Genomic DNA, 19,577 nt, shown 5'->3' with positions numbered 1-19,577 from the left:
GTAACCTCATTGCCCGATCTGCGCGGTGCGTTGCTCGGCGCTCGGGAATACGTTGCGTTTGCAAATTTTCGCTTCGACCTTCTGCCCGGCAGTGCCCGCTTCCGGGCCCTGGATTTCCACCGCCAGCAGGTTCTGCGAGGCCCAGTCTTCGTCAGTGCGCAGTTCGAAGGCGAAGCGCCCGTCGGTGTCGGACGTTTCCGGTTTTTCGATCTTGATGTCCTCGTGGCGGCCGTTCATGTACCAGAGGGTGGCTTGCAGGGTTTTCACCGAAGGGTCGGCGAAGCGGATGTCGACCTGATGGCCGCTGTTGCGCAGGTCCAGGTTCTTGCTGTTGACCAGCAATTCGTTCTTGCCCGGCTTGAGGGTGGTGCTGGCGCTCATCTGCGGGTCCTTGCCTTCGCAGCCGTTGTCCAGCAGGGCCATCATCTGCCGGTAGATGGTTTCCTGGTCCAGGCGGTACAGCGGCGAGAATTCCCAGATCAGGATCTTCGGTGGGGACTTCTGGAATTCGTCGCTGCCCAGGTACTGCAGCATCGAGCCTTCCAGGCCACCGCCGGGGAAGGCGACGTTGAGAATGTCGGCACCGATGGCCTCTTCGAGGAAGCCGGCGAAGTTGTAGTTCTTGCCGCTGTGGCTGGTGCCCACCAGGGTGATCTGCGGGTTGCCGGAATCACCGAACAGGTCGCCGTCGCCGGCCTCGCCCTTGGGCTCGGTGGTGAACTGGTCCATGTACTGGATGGCGTAGCTGGTGCCGCACAGCTGCCCGGCCATGTTGTGCAGGGTGCCGGTCTTACCCATGCGCCCGGACTTGTGGGTCTCGAATTCACGCCGGGGAATGTCGGCGAAGGCTGGCAGTTGCTTGACCTTGTCGGCGACGATCTTGGCGGTGCGCTGGGCGCCGTAAGGGGTCCAGTGCTGGTCGCCGCGGAAGTAGAAGTCGTGGGCCGGCAGGGTGTCGGGCAGTTGTTCGTTGGTCAGCGGCGACAGGTCCGGCACCACGTAGCCCATCTGCGCGAAGCGCCTGAGCATGGCCTGGTAGTTGTTCAGGGCCTTGTCGTAGTCGAAGCGGGCTTTCTGTTCCGGGTTGAGCTTGTTGCGGTTCACCAGGCCGCGGGTCGGCTGGTAGACCAGCACCAGTTCCACGCCCTTGCTCTTGAAGGCTTCGTGCAGCTGCTTGAGGCGGCGGTAGCCTTCAGGCGTGGTGTTGAACTCGGTGCGCAAATCTTCCTGGGTACGGAACAGCCAGTCGCCCTGGGCTTGCACCAGGGTGGTGAAGTTCTGCTGGTAGCGTGTCACGTAGTTCTTCGCGTCGTGGGCGGCCGGGCACAGGTTGCAGCACGGCTCGGCGGTGAAGTTCGGCGCCTGGGGCTCATCGGCACGGGCGCCGGCACTGGCGGCGAGAATGCCGGCGGTCAGCGCCGACAGGCTCAACAGTTTGATCAGGTGTGGGGGCATGACAGTCATCCTCAATCGCGCATTTCGGTCTGGCGTTCGACAGGGTCGATCAGCACGGCTTTTTGCTGGCGCACCATCAGGTCGAGGATTTCATCCTGGCGTTCGCCAAGGATCCCCGAAAAGCTGATGCCGCTGCTTTTGGTGGGCGCGAGCATGGACACGCGATACAGCTCCACGCTCAACGGCGAGTCGATGGACAGCGGGCCGCTGCCATTGGCCGCCAGCTCGCCGCCGACCACCATCAGCGAAACCTGAGCGTCGAATGGGTCGAGCTTGATGTCGCGGTCGGTGTCGGACAGGTCCTTGATGTGGCCGTAGACGCCGGTCAGGCCGTTGGCCATGGCGATGTTTTCGTACAGGCGGATGTTCACGCTGTTGCGAATGCGGATGCCGTGGCGTTTGTTGCTGATCACCTTGTTGCCCCACAGCAGGTTGTCGGCGCTCTCGTAGAGGGTGATGCCGTCGGTGTGGTTGCGGTAGATCTCGTTGTAGGCGATCAGGTTGTTGACGCTGTTACGGTCGATCACCAGGCCCGAGAGTTTGTTGTCGTAGCTGCGGTTGTTGAAGATGAAGCTGTCGTTCACTTCCCGGGAAATGATGATGCCGTGCTTCTTCTTGGTCCCGTGGACGGTGTTGTCGGCGATGATCAGACCGTGGGAACGGTCGTGGGGGTCGATGCCGTAGACGATGTTGTCCTTGTAGGTGTTGCCCTTGACCACGAAGTCGCGGGTTTCGTAGCAGTAGAAGCCGTACCACATGTCCGAGAAATCCGAGCCGATGATCCAGCCGGTGGGTTCATCGCGCTTGAGCACCTTGGCCATGTTCGGCGTGTACTGGGAAATACTCACTCCGTAGGACTTGGAGTTGGCGTAGCCGAAGCTGGCCATCTGGCTGTTGACGATGTAAGTCTCGGTGCCGCCCCAGGCCAGCAGGAACGGGCGGAATTCCTTGGGCGAGCGGAAGGTCGCCGGGCCGTTGTCTTTCTCGCGCCAGCCGGTGACCTTGGTGTCGCGCACAAACAGCTGGCCATCGTTGACCAGGAACGAACCGCCTTCCTGGGACAGGCGCAGCTCCTGGGTCTGTTTGTCGATTTCCAGGATGCCCTTGCGCCCGACCACGATCGGCAGGCGCGCGAGGAATACACCCGGCGCGGTTTCGCTGATGTACTGCTTGGGCAGTTTCTTGGCCAGGTCCTTGAGGTTGATGTAACCGTCGTCGATAAAGATCGCCTGGGGAATGCCGTGCTGGCGCACCACCCATTCGGCCATCTTGTTGTCACCGCCGATAAAGTCTTTCAGGGCGTCTTCCTGCATCATCCGGCGCACGCTGATCTTGCCCGGCTGGCTGCGCACGATCTTCGCCGCAACGGCCTCGGCGGTGTAGCCGGAGAGATCGGGCAGGGTCGGCGTGGCCAGGTTCAACGGCTCAGTGGGCGCGCTGCTGACGGTATAGGTCTTGGCCTGTTGCAGTTCCTTGGCGACGATCGGCGCCTTGGCCGGCTCGGCAGTGGCGAACGCCGAGCTGCTGGCCAGCAACAGAGCGCCCGCCAACAGGCTGATGGCGCCTTTCGCAGCGGGGCTGTTCATGGGGTAGCAGTTCATTTCGGGCACTCCCTTCGCGGTTCGCATCAGAAGCGCCAGATCACGTCGATAAAGGCGCGGTGCATGTACGAGTCGACGTCTTTGCCATAGGCATCGCCGGGCTTGAACACGCCGCCACGAAAACGCACCAGGGCCGACGGCTCATCGATGGACTGGCTCAGGGCCGCCGGCAACAGGCCTTGCTTGAAGTACTTGGTGACCACCAGGTCCATTTCCTGCCCCAAGTCTTTCTTGCCGTCCTGCAGGGGCAGCGCGGTGCTGGAGAGCAGGTTGCCGTTGCCGTCATAGTCGTTGTCCACGGCGTTGATGCCGTTGCTGCCCACCGGCTTGTTGCCGTCCACGCGCCAGAACTTGTGGTAGATCAGGCTGGCGTCGTATTCATCGTTGAGCATCCAGGAGCCGAACAGGGTGGCGGTCTGCATGTTGTTCATTTCGCCGCGATAGGCTTCGCCGAAACGGTGCACGCGGGAGCGGGTGCCGGTGTAGTTGGAGCGGTTGCTTTCCAGGCCGTTCTGCTCGTAGTCGCCGCTGGCGCGGGCATAGGCGGCGCCGACTTGCCAGTTGGGGTCCAGGCGCAGGCGTACGCCCAGGTCGGTGGCCCAGCCGTCGAGGTTGTCGCCGCGCTTGGCCTGGGCCGGGCGGTTGCCATTGGCGTCCAGTGCGTTGACCGTGTCGCGCTCGCCGCGCATGCCGGTCAGGCTGGCCCAGTAGTTGACCGTGTTGGTGTTGCGCCAGTTATAGGCGTCGCTGTCGGCGGTGAGGCCGAGCCAGGTGAGGTCGCCGTTCTCTTTCTTGTCCAGGGAATCGGCGGCTTCGCCGGGCACCGGATAGTCGAGCTTGCCGTCATCGTGAGTGTGATGACCGCGAATCCCCACCCAGTTGCCTGGGGTCCACTGGTAGGCCGCGTCGCCGTAGACGTGCAGGCGGTCCTTGTCCTTGGGCGCCAGTTCCTTGAGGTCGGTGCGGTATTCGCTGAAGCGCTCGGCGGCGCCAACGTTGGCCCGCAGCAAGGTGGTGTCGAAGGTCCAGTTCAGGGCTTCGATGTTGGTGTCGCGCCACTGGCCGTCGTCGTTGCGCAGGCGTTGGCGACCCAGTTTCAACTGCTCGCCGGGGTAGGGCGTGAAGCCGCTGTAGCCGATCCAGAACTCGCGCAGGGCCAGGTAGTTTTTCTTGGTCTTGCGGTCGTCATTGCTCGACTGCTGGGTACCGTCGGCGTCCGACTGCTGCAGGGTATCGGTTTCGATGATGTCGGTGGAGGTCACCGCCTGGCCCATGGCGTAGGCGCTCCAGGCACCGCGTTCACCGTAGACCCACGGCCGCAGGTCCAGGCCCAGGCCGTTGACGTCGCCGCCGCTGAGGGTGCCCAGGTCGCGATCATCTTCGGATTGGCCGGTGATCTTCACTTCCAGGCCGAAGTTCTGGGTATCGGTCATCGCCGCCAGGGTCGGGTTGGACCCGAGCATGGCAAAACCCAGGGCCATGCCCAGTTTCGACAGGCTGAAGCGCTTGCCTATAGCTGCTGCCGCAGGCTGCGCCCGGTCGCGCAGCAGCCGCGATTGGCGGGGGCTGGTGTGGCGAGCGCTTTGCGCTCGATCGCAGCCTGCGGCAGCGGCTACAGGAGGTGTATTGAGTGGGGGGAGCGTCATAGGGTTTCCTCGCCGTCTTCTTCTTGCAGGGCGTGCAGTTGCAGCGCGTTCTGGCTCAAGGCCCCACGCACGGCCTGCTCTTGTTGCAGCAGGCGTTGGGCTTCGGCGCGCTGTGCAGGCGGCAATTGGCTTTCCAGTTGTTGCGCCAGCTCGTTGGCCTGCGGTGTGTCCTGGACCTTCGCCAGTTGGCTGAAGACGTAGGCGTTGACTGGGTTGGGCTGGGTGCCGCGGCCCTGGGAGAACAACTGGGCAATGGCGAAGTCGGCGCTGTTCTGGCCGTTGCGCGCGGCGGTCAGCAGGTGGTCCAGGGCCTTTTGTGGGTAGACCTGGCCCAGGTAGCCACGGCGGTAGATCTGGCCGAGGTAATAGTCGGCAGCCACTTCGCGGCCCACGGCTTTCTGGAAGTGTGCTTCGGCGACCTTGGCGTCGGCCGGCACCCATTTGCCTTCGTAGTAGAGCTTGCCCAGCAGCAGTTCGGCGCGGGGCTGGTCGGCGGCGCGGCCGTTGTCCAGGTACTGCATCATCTTGTCGACGTCACCCAGTTCGGGGAAGTCGTAGAGCAGCTGGGCCAGGCTGACCCAGGACGCCGGGTAACCCGGAGCGACCTGCTCCAGCAGGGCCTGGGCGGTTTTTTCATCCGGTTTGCCCAGGCTGGCATCGCCCAGCACCCGGGCCACGCTGTCGACGCGCTGGGCGCTGACCGTGCCACGGCTGTAGCTGGCCTGCAGCTGCTTGAGCAGCTCGGCCTGTTGCTCCGGCTGGCCGCGTTTCTGATAAACGGTTGCCAGTTCCACGTAGCAGATGTCGGTGCTGTTGAGTGCGGCCTTGCAGATGCTTTCCACCTCGGCCAGGTGCTGGTCGTAGCTGCCTTGGGTGCGGTACAGCAGCACCTGGGCCAGGCCGGCTTCCGGGTAACCGGCGCTGCGCCATTGGCTGATCTGCCGCTGGGCGTCGACGTTGGGGAAGCTGTGGGGGTATTGCAGGTACAGCATCGCCAGGGGAATCAGGGTGTTGCCTTCACCGTTGGCAAAGGCTTTTTTCAACAGGCCTTCGGCTTCGTGCTGCTCGGCCTCGGTGGAACCGGGCTTGGCCACCAACAGGCGGCCCAGGCGCGCCTGGGCCCGGGGCGACACATCGGCTGCGGCGCGATAGGTGGCCTCGGCCTGCTTGATCTGCGCCGGGTCGCGGCTGTCCACCTGGATGTCGGCCAGGCCTACCTGGGCCTCGCTGTAGCCCAGGTCCGCCAGTTGCCGGTAGTTCTGTTCGGCCAGCGCGGTGTCGCCGCGCTTCAGGGCTTCGTTGGCCAGGCGCTGGTCCGGCAAGCCGGCGCAACCGGCCAGGGCCAGGGCGGCAACCAAGGGCAACACCGAACCCTGTAGCCGCTGCCGCAGGCTGCGATCGAGCGCGCAGCGCTCGTGCTGGTTGTCGGGGTGCATCGAGTCGACCGGATTGCGTCCACTGCGCGGCTGGGCGCAGCCTGCGGCAGCGGCTACAGAGAGCTGGGTAGGCACTGTCATGGTTACAGACCCGCAGCCATGGCTTTGTCGATCAGCCAGTTCATCGACGGGCCGCGGTCGCTGCTGACTTCCACCGGGCGGCCGGCGAAGGTGCTGCTCAGCGGCGCGTCGGGCTTGATCTGCACGCGGATGTCAGAGGACAGGTCGCTGCTGTTCAGGCTGGTGCTGCTGACGATGGTGCCGGTGCGTACTTCATCCTCGCCGGCGATCTGGAAGTTGACCCGGGTGCCCGGGCGCACGTCGCCGAACTGGCGGTAGGAGAAGCGCGCCTCGACGTTGGCCTGGCTGTTGCGGGGCACCAGTTGGAAGATCACGTCGCCTTTGCTGGCGTACTGGCCGTCGGCGACCATTTGCTGGGCCACGATGCAGTCGCAAGGGGAGGTCAGGGTGCCGGTCATTTGCTTGCCGAACAGTTCCTCGACCTTGGCCGGTTGCAGTTGGTCTTCAGCCAGGTGGCCTTTGAGCACGTCGAGCATGCTGGTGCTGAAGGTGGCCAGTGGCGCGCCCTTGGCGGCGATGCCGTCGCTCTGTACCAGGCTTTGCACAGTGCCGTCGCGCGGCATGGTGACGTTCATCCCCGGGACGCTGACCAGGCCGGCCTGGGCGTGGCTGACGAAGTACATGCCGTACACCGACTTGAGGATGAAGCCGAACGCCGCCAGGCCCACCACGAAGATCCCGGCGCTGAAAGTCACGGCCCGCAGGCGGCCCATGGCGGTCATGCCGCTGCCGCTGTCCTTGACCTTGCGCGCCTTGGTGAAGTTGTCGCGCTGTAGGGTGGCGAGCACGTCGCCCATGCTGACGATGTCGCCGGCCAGGTGCGAGGTGATCAGGTGGCGCAGGGTGGAAATGTCCTGGGGTTCGAGGTTCTGGAACTGGCAGCCGACGCGGCCGCTCTGGCGATCGAAGGAGCGGATCTGCAGCTCCACGTCCATGGCCAGGCCCAGGTTGTCGATGACGAACTGCAGGCGGCCCTTGTGCACGGCACCCACGGTCAGCATCTGCTGCCCGGCGTTGAAGCTCAGGCCGCCGGCCGAGAGGTCGTGGACCCGCACTTCCAGGGGCTTGGCCTCGTTGCCGAAGAAGCGCAGCTTGGCCGGGATCTTGACCCGGGCGTGCTGGCGTTGGGCTTCGGATTCATGCACTACATTGACGTTCACGGCGGTGTTCATAGGGTCGATTTCCTAGTTAATTCAGGCAAGGCGGTTCAGACCATCAGCAGCAGGACAGCGACGAACACGCTGCCGGCCGAGAAGGTCATGGTCCGAGACGACCAGGTGTTGAACCAACGTTGAAAACTGGCCAGGTCGCGGGTCAGCTTGGTGTCCTGGCGGGTCCAGGATTGCTGGTCGAGGCGGAAGAACACGTAGATCTTCACCAGGGCGCCGACGATCTGGTTGTAATAGAGGATCAAGGGGTAGGCCGGGCCGATGTGGTGCCCCGAGCAGGACAACAGCAGGGTCAGGATCAGCCGGGTGATGCCGATCCACAGCAGGTAGGCGAGGATGAAGGCGGTGCCGTACTTGACGCTGGCGATGATGGCCACGGTCAGGCCCAGCAGCGAGGTCCACATCGACACGCGCTGGTCGAACAGCACCACGCTGGTGAACAGTCCCAGGCGCTTGACTCCTAGACCCAAGGCCCGGGCGTTCTGCCGCAGGTTGTTGCCGTACCAGCGGAACATCAGCTTGCGGCTGGCCTTGATGAAGCTCTTCTCCGGCGGGTGTTCCACTGTGTTGATCGCCGCGTCGGGCACGTAGAAGGTGTCGTAGCCCAGGCGCATCAGGCTGTACCAGCTGGACTTGTCGTCGCCGGTGAGGAACTTGAAGCGGCCCAGGCGCCAGTGCTGCAGGGAGTCGCTTTCCACGTCGGCGATGAAGTCCGGGTCGGTGACCACGGTGGCGCGGAACACCGACATGCGCCCGGTCATGGTCAGCACGCGCTTGGACAGGGCCATGGAGCACATGTTGATGTGGCGCTGGGCGAAGCGCAGCTTGTGCCATTGGCTCATGACGTAGCCGCCGCGCACTTCGCAGAATTCGTTGGTGGTCAGGCCACCGACGTTGCCGAACAGCTGGAACCAGGGCACGGTCTTGCGCACCACGCCTTCGCCGAGCACGGTGTCGCCGTCGATCACCGCCACCACGGCGCGGTTGTCCGGCAGGTGGCGGGAGATGGCGCGGAAACCGAAGGCCAGGCCGTCGCGCTTGCCGGTGCCGGGGATGCGCACGAAGTCCAGCTTGACCCGCTCCGGCGGATTCATCCGCGTCCACAGGCTTTTCACCAGCAGCTCGTCGGACATTTCCACGATCGAGCAGACCACGGTGGTGGGGAAGCCGCAGTCGATGGCTTCGCGGATCACCGAGCCGTAGACCTGGGCGGTGGTCAGCGCATCGATGCGAAAGCTGGTGACCATCAGGAACACGTGGGACGGGTCGGCCGCGCTGCCGAGCTTGCGCACCTTGCGCCGCAGGTGCGGGTAGACCACGTAGAGAAACAGCATGCCGCGCACGAAGTGCGTGGCGCCCATGGAGTAGCGCCAGATGCCTACGGCGCCAATCAGGAAAATGAAGTCCTTGGACTGCGAGTCGAAGGTCGATGCGGGCAGCAGCAAGGCCATGCCCATCAGCAAACTCAAGTAAAACAGCCAACCGGCGGCCTGAAGCAGGCCGTGCTTTAGCCTGTGCATAATCTGCGTCCTAAAATTCTAAGCGGTACCCTGTAGCCGCTGCCGTAGGCTGCGATAGGTCCGCAGGGCCTCGAGATGCCCTCGGGAGCACGCCCCTTCGGGGACGATCGCAGCCTGCGGCAGCGGCTACAGGCGCATGCCTTTACCAGCAGATCCCTTCGGTTCGGCCCTGGACGCTGGAGGCTTTGGACATGAAGCCCACCAGGTCGATGACCTGCTTGCCGTGGGGCACGTCTTCGGCCAGGGCGCGGAACTTCTCGTCGCGGTTGCCGAGGATGATCACGTCGGACTTGCCGATCACCGCGTCGAAGTCCGAGTTGAGCAGGGACGAGACGTGGGGGATCTTCGACTCGATGTAGTCCTTGTTGGCGCCGTGGACCCGGGCGTACTCGACGTTGCTGTCGTAGATGCTCAGGTCGAAGCCCTTGCCGATGAGCATTTCCGCCAGTTCCACCAGCGGGCTCTCGCGCAGGTCGTCGGTGCCGGCCTTGAAGCTCAGGCCCAGCAGGGCGACCTTGCGCTTGTCGTGGCTGGACACGATGTCGAAGGCGTTCTGTACCTGGGATTCGTTGCTGCGCATCAGCGAGTTGAGCAGCGGCGCTTCGATGTCCAGGGAGCTGGCGCGGTAGGTCAGGGCGCGCACGTCCTTGGGCAGGCACGAACCGCCGAAGGCGAAGCCGGGGCGCATGTAGTACTGGGACAGGTTGAGGGTCTTGTCCTGGCAGACCACGTCCATCACTTCACGGCCGTCCACACCCACCGCCTTGGCGATGTTGCCGATCTCGTTGGCGAAGGTGACCTTGGTGGCGTGCCAGACGTTGCAGGTGTACTTGATCATCTCGGCGACTTCGATGTCCTTGCGGATGATCGGCGCGTCGAGCTCTTCGTACAGCGCTTGCAGCACGTCACCGGAGGCCTGGTCGAACTGGCCGATCACGGTCATGGGCGGGAAGTCGTAGTCCTTGATCGCGGTGCTTTCACGCAGGAACTCCGGGTTCACCGCGACGCCGAAATCCACCCCGGCCTTCTTGCCCGAGCAGTCTTCGAGAATCGGGATCACCACGTTCTTCACCGTGCCCGGCAGCACCGTGCTGCGCACCACGATGGTGTGGCGGGTGGCCTTGTCGCGCAGGACGAAACCGATCTCGCGGCACACCGATTCGATGTAGTCCAGTTCCAGGTCGCCGTTCTTCTTGCTCGGGGTACCGACGCAGATCATCGACAGGTCGGTATCGCGGATGGCTTCGGCGAAGTTGGTGGTGCCGCGCAGACGAGCGGTCTGGATACCTTGCGCCAGAAGTTCACCCAGACCCGGTTCAACGATCGGCGATTTACCGGCGTTGATCAGGTCGATCTTGTCTTTGGAGATATCTACGCCAACCACTTCATGGCCCCGTGCGGACAGGCAACCGGCACAGACTGCACCGACGTAACCCAAACCAAATATGCTGATGCGCATCGCATTTACCTCTGTGTTATTCACGCCATTAGATGGCCGGAGTTAATGTTTGCCAGCTGTTGTTGCGCACTCGGAAGTACAACGAAGTACGTTGTAGGGCCGCGTGCAGGCAGACTAAGTTCCGAGTGTCTAAATAAGTGCACTCAAGTTGTGCGCAACCGATCCTTGTTGTACTGATTTGCCCTTGAATGTTGCCGGCGGCTCCTGCTGCAGGGTTCGCGAGAAAAACCATCCGCTATCCTTGGGATGGCTGAAGGCCACGTAATACGGGCTTTTCAGTTGGTTCTCGCGGCCCTTGAAGGCCAGCTGTTCCTTGGCTCGTTAGGGGATAGTTGTGCTGCCTTATCTCCTGTTGTTTACCCTTTAGTTCAAGTTTGTGACTCATTGGTCAAAGGTGGACGCAACTTGATTAGTTTCAGTTGAGTCCGTGTAAGTCATCTCCTACAAGCTCGTTGAGAATCGTTACCGGTGGTATGAGCGGTGTCCGCAGGCATAGTTCCGGCCCGCTCATCCTGTTTTGCGAAGTTTCTTGAAATATTGAGAAAGATGGCACTGCTTTCAAACTGATAGCACTTAAGGTTTGGGCCTTTAGTTGTGGGGAGTTGAACTGCGTAGATAGTTTTGTGCCACTACCTAATAAAAAAAGTGGTGCCACTACTGAAAAAAATCACTGTTGTCGAGTGAAAGAAAAGTTATAGAAATAGATGAAGATTTTATGGCGCCAAAAAAATGGCTAAAAGGAGGCGGGGAATGTGCGAGTGATCACATTCTGGCGCGCTCGCCGGGTGGCAACGAGCGCGGCAGGGGAACGTTTTATTCCGGTGCGTGGTCGCGCAGGAACACCAGGTTGTCGGCTTTGGATTGCTCCGCGCTGAAGCGATAGCCCTGGACGTCGAATTGCTTGAGTTGTGCGGGGTCGTTGATGCGTTCCTGGATGACGAAACGGCTCATCAGGCCCCGGGCCTTCTTGGCATAGAAGCTGATGATCTTGTACTGGCCGTTCTTCAGGTCCTTGAACTCGGTGTTGATGATCCGCGCGTTCAGGGTCGTGCGCTTGACTGCCGAGAAATACTCGTTGGAGGCCAGGTTCAGCAGCAGATCGTCGCCCTGATCGGCCAGGGCCTCGTTCAGCCATTCACTGATGCGCGTGCCCCAGAAAGCGTACAGGTCCTTGCCACGGGCGTTGGCCAGCTTGGTGCCCATTTCCAGGCGATAGGGCTGCATCAGGTCCAGGGGGCGCAGCAGGCCGTACAGGCCGGAGAGCATGCGCAGGTGCTGCTGGGCGTAGTCGAAGTCCGCTTCGCTCAAGGATTCGGCATTGAGCCCGGTGTAGACGTCGCCCTTGAAGGCCAGCAGCGCCTGCTTGGCGTTGTCGGGAGTGAAGGCTGGGGTCCAGCTGCCGAAGCGCGCGGCATTCAGGCCGCCGATCTTGTCGGACACGTGCATCAGTTCGCTGATCTGCGCCGGGCTCAGTTCCCGCAGTTGCTGGATCAGTTCCTGGGAGTGGTCGAGGTATTGCGGCTGGGTAAAGCGCGGGGTGACCGGCGGCGTCTCGTAATCGAGGGTCTTGGCGGGTGAAATCACCATCAGCATGAGTCGTCTCCTTTTAGCGTCGGGGGATTCTATTGGCTCGGGCGTTCGGACTCCACCTATCAAGGCGATAGCTGACGCGTGGCGGATGCCGGGTGAATGCCTTCGCTGCGCGGCATATCGGCTATAGTGCCGCGCGGGTTTTGTTCTGGAGGCGTCTCTTTTGCGTATCGCGTTTTTCTTCTCGGCCTGGCTTCTGAGTCTCAGTGTGCTGGCGGCGCCCAATGATGTGGCGACCCTGGATCGCAGCACCTGGCCGGAAAAGCTCGACAATCCGACCCTGTTCGACGTCGCCTCGCGGGCCGAGATCCTGACCTTTGCCCGCGCCTTGCTGGTCAGCGAGGCCTGGGACGAGGCGTCCCTGAAGCAGCGCCTGGGCTTGCGCATGATCAACATGGAGGCGATCTCTGAGCTGCGCGAGCATCTCTGGAAACGCCTGCTGGACAACTACAACTTCGCCCAGCAGAGCTGCGACCAGGACGCTTCGTTCTGCTACCTGGTGGAAAACATGCAGCAACTGCGCAAGCAGGCCGGCAAGTTCCACTTGGCGGAGGATTCCTACTACGCCCGTTGGGGCGAGCCGAGCCGGACCTTCCATGAGCAGTACCTGGACGAGTTGCTGCGCAAGGCGGCGCTGGCTCCCCAGACCAGCAGCGAGGTGCTGCGCTACGGCGACTACGAGCGCAATGGCGACGAACTCAACGACCGGCTGTTTCTGCTGACCTTCGACAGCGCCGCCAACCTGGCGCCGGACAACACGCCCTGGCTCACCAACTACCTGCGCAAGGCCAATCTCAGCGGGACGTTCTTTGTCCTGGGCAACGACATCCAGAATCGCCTCGACAAGGCCTCGGTGGCCAGCCTGCAATCGCTGTACTCCAGGCAGTGCGTTGGCGTGCAAGGCTGGGAGTTCCGCTCCCACAGCCACTGGCAGGACTGGCAGTATTCGATCCAGCGCAGCGCCGATCTGGTGAAGAGCAAACTGCCGGAAAACTATGTGCCCTTGTTCCGCCCGCCCTTTGGCCAGCGTCGTGCCGACGCCGAGGGCTTCTTCAATGCCCAGGGCATGCAGGTGGCATTGTGGGACATCGACGCCCAGGACGGTGCCGGCAAGCTCAAGGCCGAGGACAGTGGCCAGCGGGTGCTGACCTTGATGTTGCTATGGCGGCGTGGGGTGATCGCTTTCAATGCCAAACAGGACGGGGTCAAGAGCAGCTTGCCCTGGCTGCTGGCGCAGACCGCGCAAAGTGGCATCGGTTGGGAGGATTGTCAGGACGCGTTTCGCTGAAACGGCCAAGTGCCCGTAAACACGGGGCGTGGGCGCAAAAGGGGGCGGATTACGGCGGGATTTCGAGGCAGGCGGACTTCCGACTTTAACGGTGACCGGGCAGCGCGCCAAGGGCTTTTCGTCACCCTGAAAAATAAACATCAAAAAAGCGTCAAAGTGCGTTTTCCTGTCACGGTTTTTGGAGTATTACGAACTCAGACCGCCGAAACCTGCGACACAGGTGGCGTCTCCCAAGACTCCTTGTGTGTGCAGCTCACCTGAACCCCTGCGGGTGAATTCGGTGGTCATTCGAGGCGCGATACCCCATGGTATTGCGTCGACTGGCTCCCACATAAGGTGACCGAGTATGGATGACCACGGACGTAGCGCTTCCTCCAACCAGCCAATCCTTTATGTACTCGATACCAATGTATTGATTCACGATCCCAACGCCTTACTGAATTTCGAAGAACACCACGTCGCCATCCCCATGACCGTCCTTGAAGAGCTGGACAAGCTCAAGAGCGGGCATCACAGCGTGGCCGCCGAATGCCGTCAGGCGATCCGCCTGATCGACAAGACCCTGGGCGAGGCTTCGCCCGAGGATGTCGAGCTGGGCGTGCCGATCCAGCGTGGCAAGAGCGGGCCCAAGGGCTTGCTGTCGATTCTGATGAGCAAGCGCAACGAGCCCAACAGCTTGTTGCCGGACAATCTCAACGACAACATCATCATCAACCAGTTGATCGACCTGCACGCGCGCAACAAGGACTTGCCCGTGGTGCTGGTGACCAAAGACATCAACATGCGCCTCAAGGCGCGGGCCTGCGGGATCGCCGCCGAGGACTACAGCACCGACCAGCTGGTGGACGACGTGTCCCTGCTGCCCAATGGTTTCCACAACATGAGCGGCTCGTTCTGGGACCGCGTAAGCAAGGTGGAAACCCGTCAGGATCACGGCCGTACCTGGCACCAGGTGCAGTTGATCGACAACCTGCCGGCGGTGCATATCAACGAATTCATCATCGACGAACAGGGCTTTGTCGGTTGGATCAAGGAGATCCGCGCCGATGTGCTGCTGATCCTCGACCTGCATCAGGAACCCCTGTTGCACCAGGAAGCCTGGGGCCTGAAACCGCGCGACATCTACCAGGGCCTGGCGCTGTACGCGCTGCTCGACCCGGACATCCACCTGGTCAACCTGTCCGGCGCCGCCGGCTCCGGCAAGACCATCCTGGCCCTGGCTGCCGCCATCGAGCAGACCATGGTCAGCAAGCGCTACCGGCGCATCATCGCCACCCGCAGCGTGCAGGGGCTGGACCAGGAGATCGGCTTCCTGCCGGGCACCGAGGCGGAGAAGATGGAACCCTGGCTGGGCGCCATCACCGACAACCTCGAAGCCCTGCACATGGATGACGAGAACACCCACGGCAGCGTCGACTACATCCTCAGCAAGGTGCCGTTGCAGTTCAAATCCCTGAACTACATCCGCGGTCGCAGCTTCCAGCAGAGCCTGATCCTGATCGACGAATGCCAGAACCTCACCCCGCACCAGATGAAGACCATCATCACCCGTGCCGGCGCCGGTTCCAAAGTGGTGTGCCTGGGCAACCTGGCACAGATTGATACCCCTTACCTGTCGGCCACCAGCTCGGGCCTGACCTACCTCACCGAACGCTTCAAGGACTTCCCCAACGGCGTGCACATCACCTTGCAAGGGGTGCCGCGCTCGATCCTGGCGGAGTACGCGGAGAGCCATCTGTAACGGCAATTGCTTCCAGCACGGGCGGCCTTCGGGTCGCCCGTTTTGCATTCGGCCTGCGCCACTGGGTTATTCTGCGGCTCCCCGCCGTAGAGCGCTTCCCAGTTGGAAAACACCGGATGACCCGCGTTTCCCTGCGCAATATCGATCTGAATCTGTTGGTGGTACTCGATGCCTTGCTGACGGAAAAGCACGTGACCCGCACTGGCGAGCGCCTGCACCTGAGCCAGCCTGCTATCAGTCATTCCCTGGGCAAGCTGCGGGTGCTACTGGATGATCCGTTGCTGATCCGCCAGGGCAACGACGTGTTGCTCAGCCCCCTGGCCCGCAGCCTGCAAGCGCCCCTCAAGGAGATTCTCAGTCAGATCGAAACCCTGTTCGGCAAGTCCCTCGACTTTGATCCGGCCACCTCCCAGCGGATCTTTCACCTGGCGATGTCGGATTACGGTGCGGCGATCGTGCTCCCCAGGTTGCTGGTGCGTCTGCGTGGCGAAGCGCCCTTGATGCGCCTGGTGGTAACCCAGGGCAGCCGCCACGAGATGTTCGAGCAGATCACCCAAGGCAAGATCGACCTGGCCCTGGGGGTGTTTCCCACCTCCTCGGACGAGATCGTCAAGGAAGTGCTGTTCGAGGAAACTTTTTCCTGTCTGGTGGACCGCGCCACCCTTGAGGGTGACGGCGGCCTGGACCTGACGGCCTATCTGCAGCGTCCCCATCTGCAGGTGTCGATGGACGGTTGTTTCAATGGTGAAGTCGATCACCGCCTGGGGGAGGAGGGACTGCAACGGCAGATCGCGGTCAGCGTGCCCCACTGGGGCATCGCGCCGGGGATGATCCGCGGCACCGACCTGATTCTTACCGTGGCCAGCCGCACCCTGGACGAGATTCCGCTGCCGGAAGGGCTGCTGCGGCTGACCCCGCCCTTGAACATTGCGCCCTTCAAGTTCGTGCAGATCTGGCACTCGCGCTTGAGCGATGACCCGGCCCATCGCTGGTTGCGTGAACAGGTCAAGCTGGCCAGCGTGGCCAAGGCCTGAAATGGCGCCTCAGCCGCGGGTGGTGATGACGAAACCGCCGATCACCACCAACACGCCTATCAGCTTCTGCAGGCTGATGTCCTTGCGTGGCAGACCCACCAGCCCGAAGTAGTCGATGATCAGCGAGATCAGCAACTGGCCGATGATCACCACCATGATGAAGTTCAGCGCCCCCAGGCGTGGCGCCATCAACAGCGCGACGGTGATGTAGAGCACTCCAGCCAGGCCGCCCATCCAGATCCACCAGGGGCCTTGCAGCGCGGCCATGAGATTGGGCTTGGGCACTTTAATGAACAGCAGCAGGACCCCCAGCACCAGCAGGCTGACCAGCAGCGAAACACCGGTGGCCCACAGTGGATGCCCCAGCAGGGTGCCCAGGCGGGCGTTGGTCCCGGCCTGGAGGGGCACGGCGAAACCGGCGAGCAGGCTGAGCAGGATCGAAACGAACAAGGCCATGAAGTGACTTCCTTTTGCGGGTTCTTGCGCTGTTGTACGTTTATCCGCAGTCGGGCTCCAATTCGTTGTTTTGATGCGGGTTATTCGCCAGGCTGATTGCCGGTTGGCGCAGCCAAACGCCGGGCAGATGCCCCGTGCGAAAAACTGACCCGCAGGTTTACAATCGGCCCACCTGATCAGGAGTAACACCGTGCTGACTCATCTCGATTCCCAAGGTCGCGCCAACATGGTCGACGTCACCGATAAGGCCGTGACCTTCCGCGAGGCGGCGGCCGAAGCCCGGGTGCGCATGCTCCCGCAAACCCTGCACATGATCGTCAGTGGTGGTCACCCCAAGGGTGACGTGTTCGCCGTGGCGCGCATCGCCGGAATCCAGGCGGCGAAGAAAACCAGTGAGCTGATTCCCCTGTGCCATCCGTTGATGCTCACCAGCGTCAAGGTCGAGCTCAGTGCCGAAGGCGAGGACAGCGTGCGCATCGTGGCGCGTTGCAAGCTGTCGGGGCAGACCGGGGTGGAGATGGAGGCGTTGACCGCCGCCAGCGTCGCCGCGCTGACGATCTATGACATGTGCAAGGCCGTGGACCGCGGCATGACCATCGACGGCGTGCGAGTGCTGGAGAAATCCGGCGGCAAGAGCGGCGATTACCGGGTGGCTGACGCATGAGGATCTCGGTGAAGTTCTTTGCCCGCTACCGTGAGGCCCTGGGGCTCGATGGCCTGCTTGTCGAGGGCGACTTTGCCTGTGTCGACGATGTGCGCCAGGCGCTGTTGTCCCGTGACGGGGCCGCCGTGCTCGCCGAACAGAACCTGATGTGCGCCCGCAACGAAGAGCTGTGCCAGCTTGACGAGCCCCTGGCGGACGGCGATGAAGTGGCGTTCTTCCCCACTGTGACCGGAGGCTGAGATGGCAATCCGTGTGCAAACCGCGGCCTTCGATCCCGGCGCCGAAGTCAACGCCATGCACGCTGCCGATACCGGGGTTGGCGCGGTGGTCAGCTTTGTCGGCTACGTGCGCGACTTCAATGACGGCCAGGACGTGCATGGCATGTTCCTGGAGCACTACCCGGGCATGACCGAAAAGGCCCTGGGCAAGATTGCGGCCGAAGCCGAGCAGCGTTGGCCGCTGTTGCAACTGGAGGTGCTGCACCGCATCGGCGCCCTGGAGCCGGGCGAGCCCATTGTTTTCGTCGGCGCAGCCAGTGCCCATCGTCAGGCGGCGTTCGAAGCCTGCGCCTTTGTCATGGATTATCTGAAGACCCGGGCGCCGTTCTGGAAAAAGGAAAACACCGCCGACGGCCCCCGTTGGGTAGAAGGCCGCGACAGTGATCACGCGGCGGCCGCGCGCTGGAAAGACTGATCCCCCTGATGCTGGCCGGCGGGGCTTGAGCCCGCCCCAATTCAACCTGTAATCGACTGCGACTGTTCCCGCCGACCGCTGGGGATAAGTCGCTGTGCGCGCCGTTGACGATATGTACGTAAAAGTCCAGTATGGATTTACAAGTACAAATACAGCGTCCTCCGTTTCATCCTTTCCTTCTGTCTTGCCAAACCAACAACAACCCGCGAGAGAACGAACATGAAAAAACTCCCCCTCATCAGTGGCCTGGCCTTGAGCTTGTTGGCGTGCAGCAGCCTGATGGCTGCCGAGAAAACCTTGCGCCTGGGCATCGAGGCGGCGTATCCGCCGTTTGCCTTCAAGACCGCCGACGGCAAGATCGGCGGATTCGACTACGACATCGGCAATGCCCTGTGCGCGCAGATGCAGGTCAAGTGCGAGTGGATCGAGGGCGAGTTCGACGGCCTGATTCCCTCGTTGAAAGTGAAGAAGATCGACGCCGCGCTGTCCTCCATGACCATCACCGCGGAACGGCGTAAATCCGTGGATTTCACCCACAAGTACTACTTCACTTCGTCGCGCCTGGTGATGAAGAAGGGCGCGGTGGTGGACGACCAGTACGCCAGCCTCAAGGGCAAGACCGTGGGCGTGCAGCGTTCCACCACTACCGACCGTTTCGCCACCGAGGTCTTCGAGCCCAAGGGCATCAAGGTGGTGCGCTACAGCAACAACGAAGAGATCTACATGGACCTGGCGGCCGGGCGCCTGGACGCGATCTTCGCCGACACCATTCCCCTGGAGGATTTCCTGTCGATGCCGCGGGGCGCCGACTACGCCTTTGTCGGGCCTGAGCTGAAAGATCCGAAATACGTTGGGGAAGGCGCCGGGATTGCAGTGCGCAAGGGCAACAGTGAACTGGTGGGCGAGTTGAACAAGGCCATCGATGAGATTCGCGCCAAGGGCGAATATCAGAAGATCCAGGCCAAGTACTTCAAGTCGGACATTTATGGGGATTGAGACGTTGCGGCGTTCTTGAGGACGCTTTCGCGAGCTCGTTCCTAGGGGATATGTGCAGGGGCGAGCTCGGGAACCTTTATTGTCCCTTCAATTCCTTCAAGTGCTTGTACACCGTCGCCCGACCCATGTTCAGTACGTTGGCCACGTAGTTGGAGGCGCTCTTGCCCTTGAAGGCGCCCTCGGCGTGCAGCGCCAGTACCAGTTCGCGCTTGTGGTCGCGGGTCAGCAGGTTCAGCCCCAGCTGGCGCTCGCGCAGCCAGTTGTGCAAGAAAGTGTTGATGCGTTCCTGCCAGTCGTCGCGAAACAGTGAATCGGGCTGGGGAATCAGTTTGCTCGGTGAGAGAAACAGGTCCAGCGCGGCCTTGGCATTTTCGAACAGCGAGATATTCAGGTTGATGCACAGCACGGCCATTGGCTGACCGTGGCTGTCGCGCAGCACGCTGCTGAGGCTGCGGATCTTCTGGCCGTCCCAGTTGAGCTTTTCATAGGGACCGATATTGCGTTCGTCGCTGTCGCCACTGAGCAGGTCTTCCAGGGCCGCATCGTCGCCCACTTCGCGCTTGGACAGGTTGTTGGCGATGTAGTCGATCTTCTGCGTGCGCAGGTCGTGGAGCACCACCTCGGCGTGAGGGAAAAACAGCGTGGCGATGGCATCGGCAATCGCCCGGAAATTATCCAGGGCTGGGTCCTTTGCGGGTGAGGTCATGGGTCGTACTCCAGGCGGCTTCAGCGCCCGCCGTTAGCGGGC

General features: G+C 62.2%; 17 protein-coding genes. 7 read left to right on the top strand and 10 right to left on the bottom strand.

What is annotated here, in order from left to right; all coding sequences use genetic code 11:
* Positions 1-6 precede the first annotated feature (6 nt).
* The 8 genes from J5M73_RS13235 to yaaA form a co-directional block, all read right to left on the bottom strand.
* Positions 7-1,455 carry an alginate O-acetyltransferase gene (locus tag J5M73_RS13235; RefSeq protein WP_207815754.1) on the bottom strand — a complete coding sequence of 483 codons (1,449 nt, stop codon included), beginning with the start codon at positions 1,453-1,455 and terminating at the stop codon, positions 7-9.
* Between the two features lie 11 nt (positions 1,456-1,466).
* Positions 1,467-3,056 (bottom strand): mannuronan 5-epimerase AlgG, encoded by a 1,590-nt coding sequence (algG, locus tag J5M73_RS13230; protein WP_207815752.1) that lies wholly within the window; start codon positions 3,054-3,056, stop codon positions 1,467-1,469.
* Positions 3,057-3,082: 26 nt separating this feature from the next.
* The gene (locus J5M73_RS13225) at positions 3,083-4,537 is read right to left on the bottom strand and encodes an alginate export family protein (RefSeq protein ID WP_207815831.1); all 1,455 of its coding nucleotides are present in this window, start codon (positions 4,535-4,537) and stop codon (positions 3,083-3,085) included.
* A gap of 161 nt (positions 4,538-4,698) precedes the next feature.
* Positions 4,699-6,138, bottom strand: a complete 1,440-nt coding sequence (gene algK / locus J5M73_RS13220) for an alginate biosynthesis TPR repeat lipoprotein AlgK (protein ID WP_243433797.1) — start codon at positions 6,136-6,138, stop codon at positions 4,699-4,701.
* Positions 6,139-6,221: 83 nt separating this feature from the next.
* Positions 6,222-7,391 (bottom strand): alginate biosynthesis protein Alg44, encoded by a 1,170-nt coding sequence (locus tag J5M73_RS13215; protein ID WP_102861243.1) that lies wholly within the window; start codon positions 7,389-7,391, stop codon positions 6,222-6,224.
* A gap of 35 nt (positions 7,392-7,426) precedes the next feature.
* The gene (alg8, locus tag J5M73_RS13210; protein WP_162884168.1) at positions 7,427-8,911 is read right to left on the bottom strand and encodes a mannuronan synthase; all 1,485 of its coding nucleotides are present in this window, start codon (positions 8,909-8,911) and stop codon (positions 7,427-7,429) included.
* Positions 8,912-9,050: 139 nt separating this feature from the next.
* Positions 9,051-10,367: a nucleotide sugar dehydrogenase gene (locus tag J5M73_RS13205; RefSeq protein ID WP_102861245.1), complete on the bottom strand. Its 1,317-nt coding sequence runs from the start codon at positions 10,365-10,367 to the stop codon at positions 9,051-9,053.
* An 813-nt stretch (positions 10,368-11,180) separates the two neighbouring features.
* Positions 11,181-11,960, bottom strand: coding sequence for a peroxide stress protein YaaA (gene yaaA, locus J5M73_RS13200; RefSeq protein WP_207815751.1), 780 nt, complete (start codon positions 11,958-11,960; stop codon positions 11,181-11,183).
* Between the two features lie 160 nt (positions 11,961-12,120).
* Here yaaA and J5M73_RS13195 point away from each other — a divergent pair, with 160 nt between their 5' ends.
* The 3 genes from J5M73_RS13195 (at position 12,121) to J5M73_RS13185 (ending at position 16,020) form a co-directional block, all read left to right on the top strand.
* Complete coding sequence (locus J5M73_RS13195; protein ID WP_102861247.1) at positions 12,121-13,245, top strand: polysaccharide deacetylase family protein; 1,125 nt, start codon at positions 12,121-12,123, stop codon at positions 13,243-13,245.
* A 346-nt stretch (positions 13,246-13,591) separates the two neighbouring features.
* Positions 13,592-14,986, top strand: coding sequence for a PhoH family protein (locus tag J5M73_RS13190; protein ID WP_102861248.1), 1,395 nt, complete (start codon positions 13,592-13,594; stop codon positions 14,984-14,986).
* 116 nt (positions 14,987-15,102) lie between these two features.
* Complete coding sequence (locus J5M73_RS13185; RefSeq protein WP_102861249.1) at positions 15,103-16,020, top strand: LysR family transcriptional regulator; 918 nt, start codon at positions 15,103-15,105, stop codon at positions 16,018-16,020.
* A 9-nt stretch (positions 16,021-16,029) separates the two neighbouring features.
* On the opposite strand, the gene J5M73_RS13180 is transcribed toward J5M73_RS13185, so the two are convergent.
* Positions 16,030-16,476 carry a DMT family transporter gene (locus J5M73_RS13180; protein ID WP_047301890.1) on the bottom strand — a complete coding sequence of 149 codons (447 nt, stop codon included), beginning with the start codon at positions 16,474-16,476 and terminating at the stop codon, positions 16,030-16,032.
* A gap of 190 nt (positions 16,477-16,666) precedes the next feature.
* On the opposite strand from J5M73_RS13180, the gene moaC reads away from it, so the two are divergent.
* The 4 genes from moaC to J5M73_RS13160 all read left to right on the top strand — a co-directional run bounded on the left by moaC (position 16,667) and on the right by J5M73_RS13160 (position 18,829).
* Positions 16,667-17,140 (top strand): cyclic pyranopterin monophosphate synthase MoaC, encoded by a 474-nt coding sequence (gene moaC, locus J5M73_RS13175; protein WP_102861250.1) that lies wholly within the window; start codon positions 16,667-16,669, stop codon positions 17,138-17,140.
* Positions 17,137-17,379: a MoaD/ThiS family protein gene (locus J5M73_RS13170; protein ID WP_102861251.1), complete on the top strand. Its 243-nt coding sequence runs from the start codon at positions 17,137-17,139 to the stop codon at positions 17,377-17,379. Before moaC ends, J5M73_RS13170 begins: the two co-directional genes overlap by 4 nt.
* Position 17,380: 1 nt before the next feature.
* Complete coding sequence (gene moaE / locus J5M73_RS13165) at positions 17,381-17,833, top strand: molybdopterin synthase catalytic subunit MoaE (RefSeq protein ID WP_102861252.1); 453 nt, start codon at positions 17,381-17,383, stop codon at positions 17,831-17,833.
* A 219-nt stretch (positions 17,834-18,052) separates the two neighbouring features.
* On the top strand, positions 18,053-18,829 hold the full coding sequence (locus tag J5M73_RS13160) for an ABC transporter substrate-binding protein (protein ID WP_102861253.1): 777 nt from the start codon (positions 18,053-18,055) through the stop codon (positions 18,827-18,829).
* Positions 18,830-18,905: 76 nt separating this feature from the next.
* Here the strand turns inward: J5M73_RS13160 and J5M73_RS13155 are convergent, their stop codons facing one another.
* A complete protein-coding gene (locus J5M73_RS13155) occupies positions 18,906-19,535 on the bottom strand; it encodes a transcriptional regulator (protein WP_102861254.1) in 630 nt (209 codons plus the stop codon).
* Positions 19,536-19,577 lie beyond the last annotated feature (42 nt).

Origin of the sequence: Pseudomonas sp. 50_B, from assembly GCF_017491625.1 — a bacterium.
Taxonomy (GTDB): Bacteria; Pseudomonadota; Gammaproteobacteria; order Pseudomonadales; family Pseudomonadaceae; genus Aquipseudomonas; species Aquipseudomonas danubii.
The sequence above is the reverse complement of the archived record's forward strand: the minus strand, read 5'-3'. Positions and strand labels throughout refer to the sequence as shown.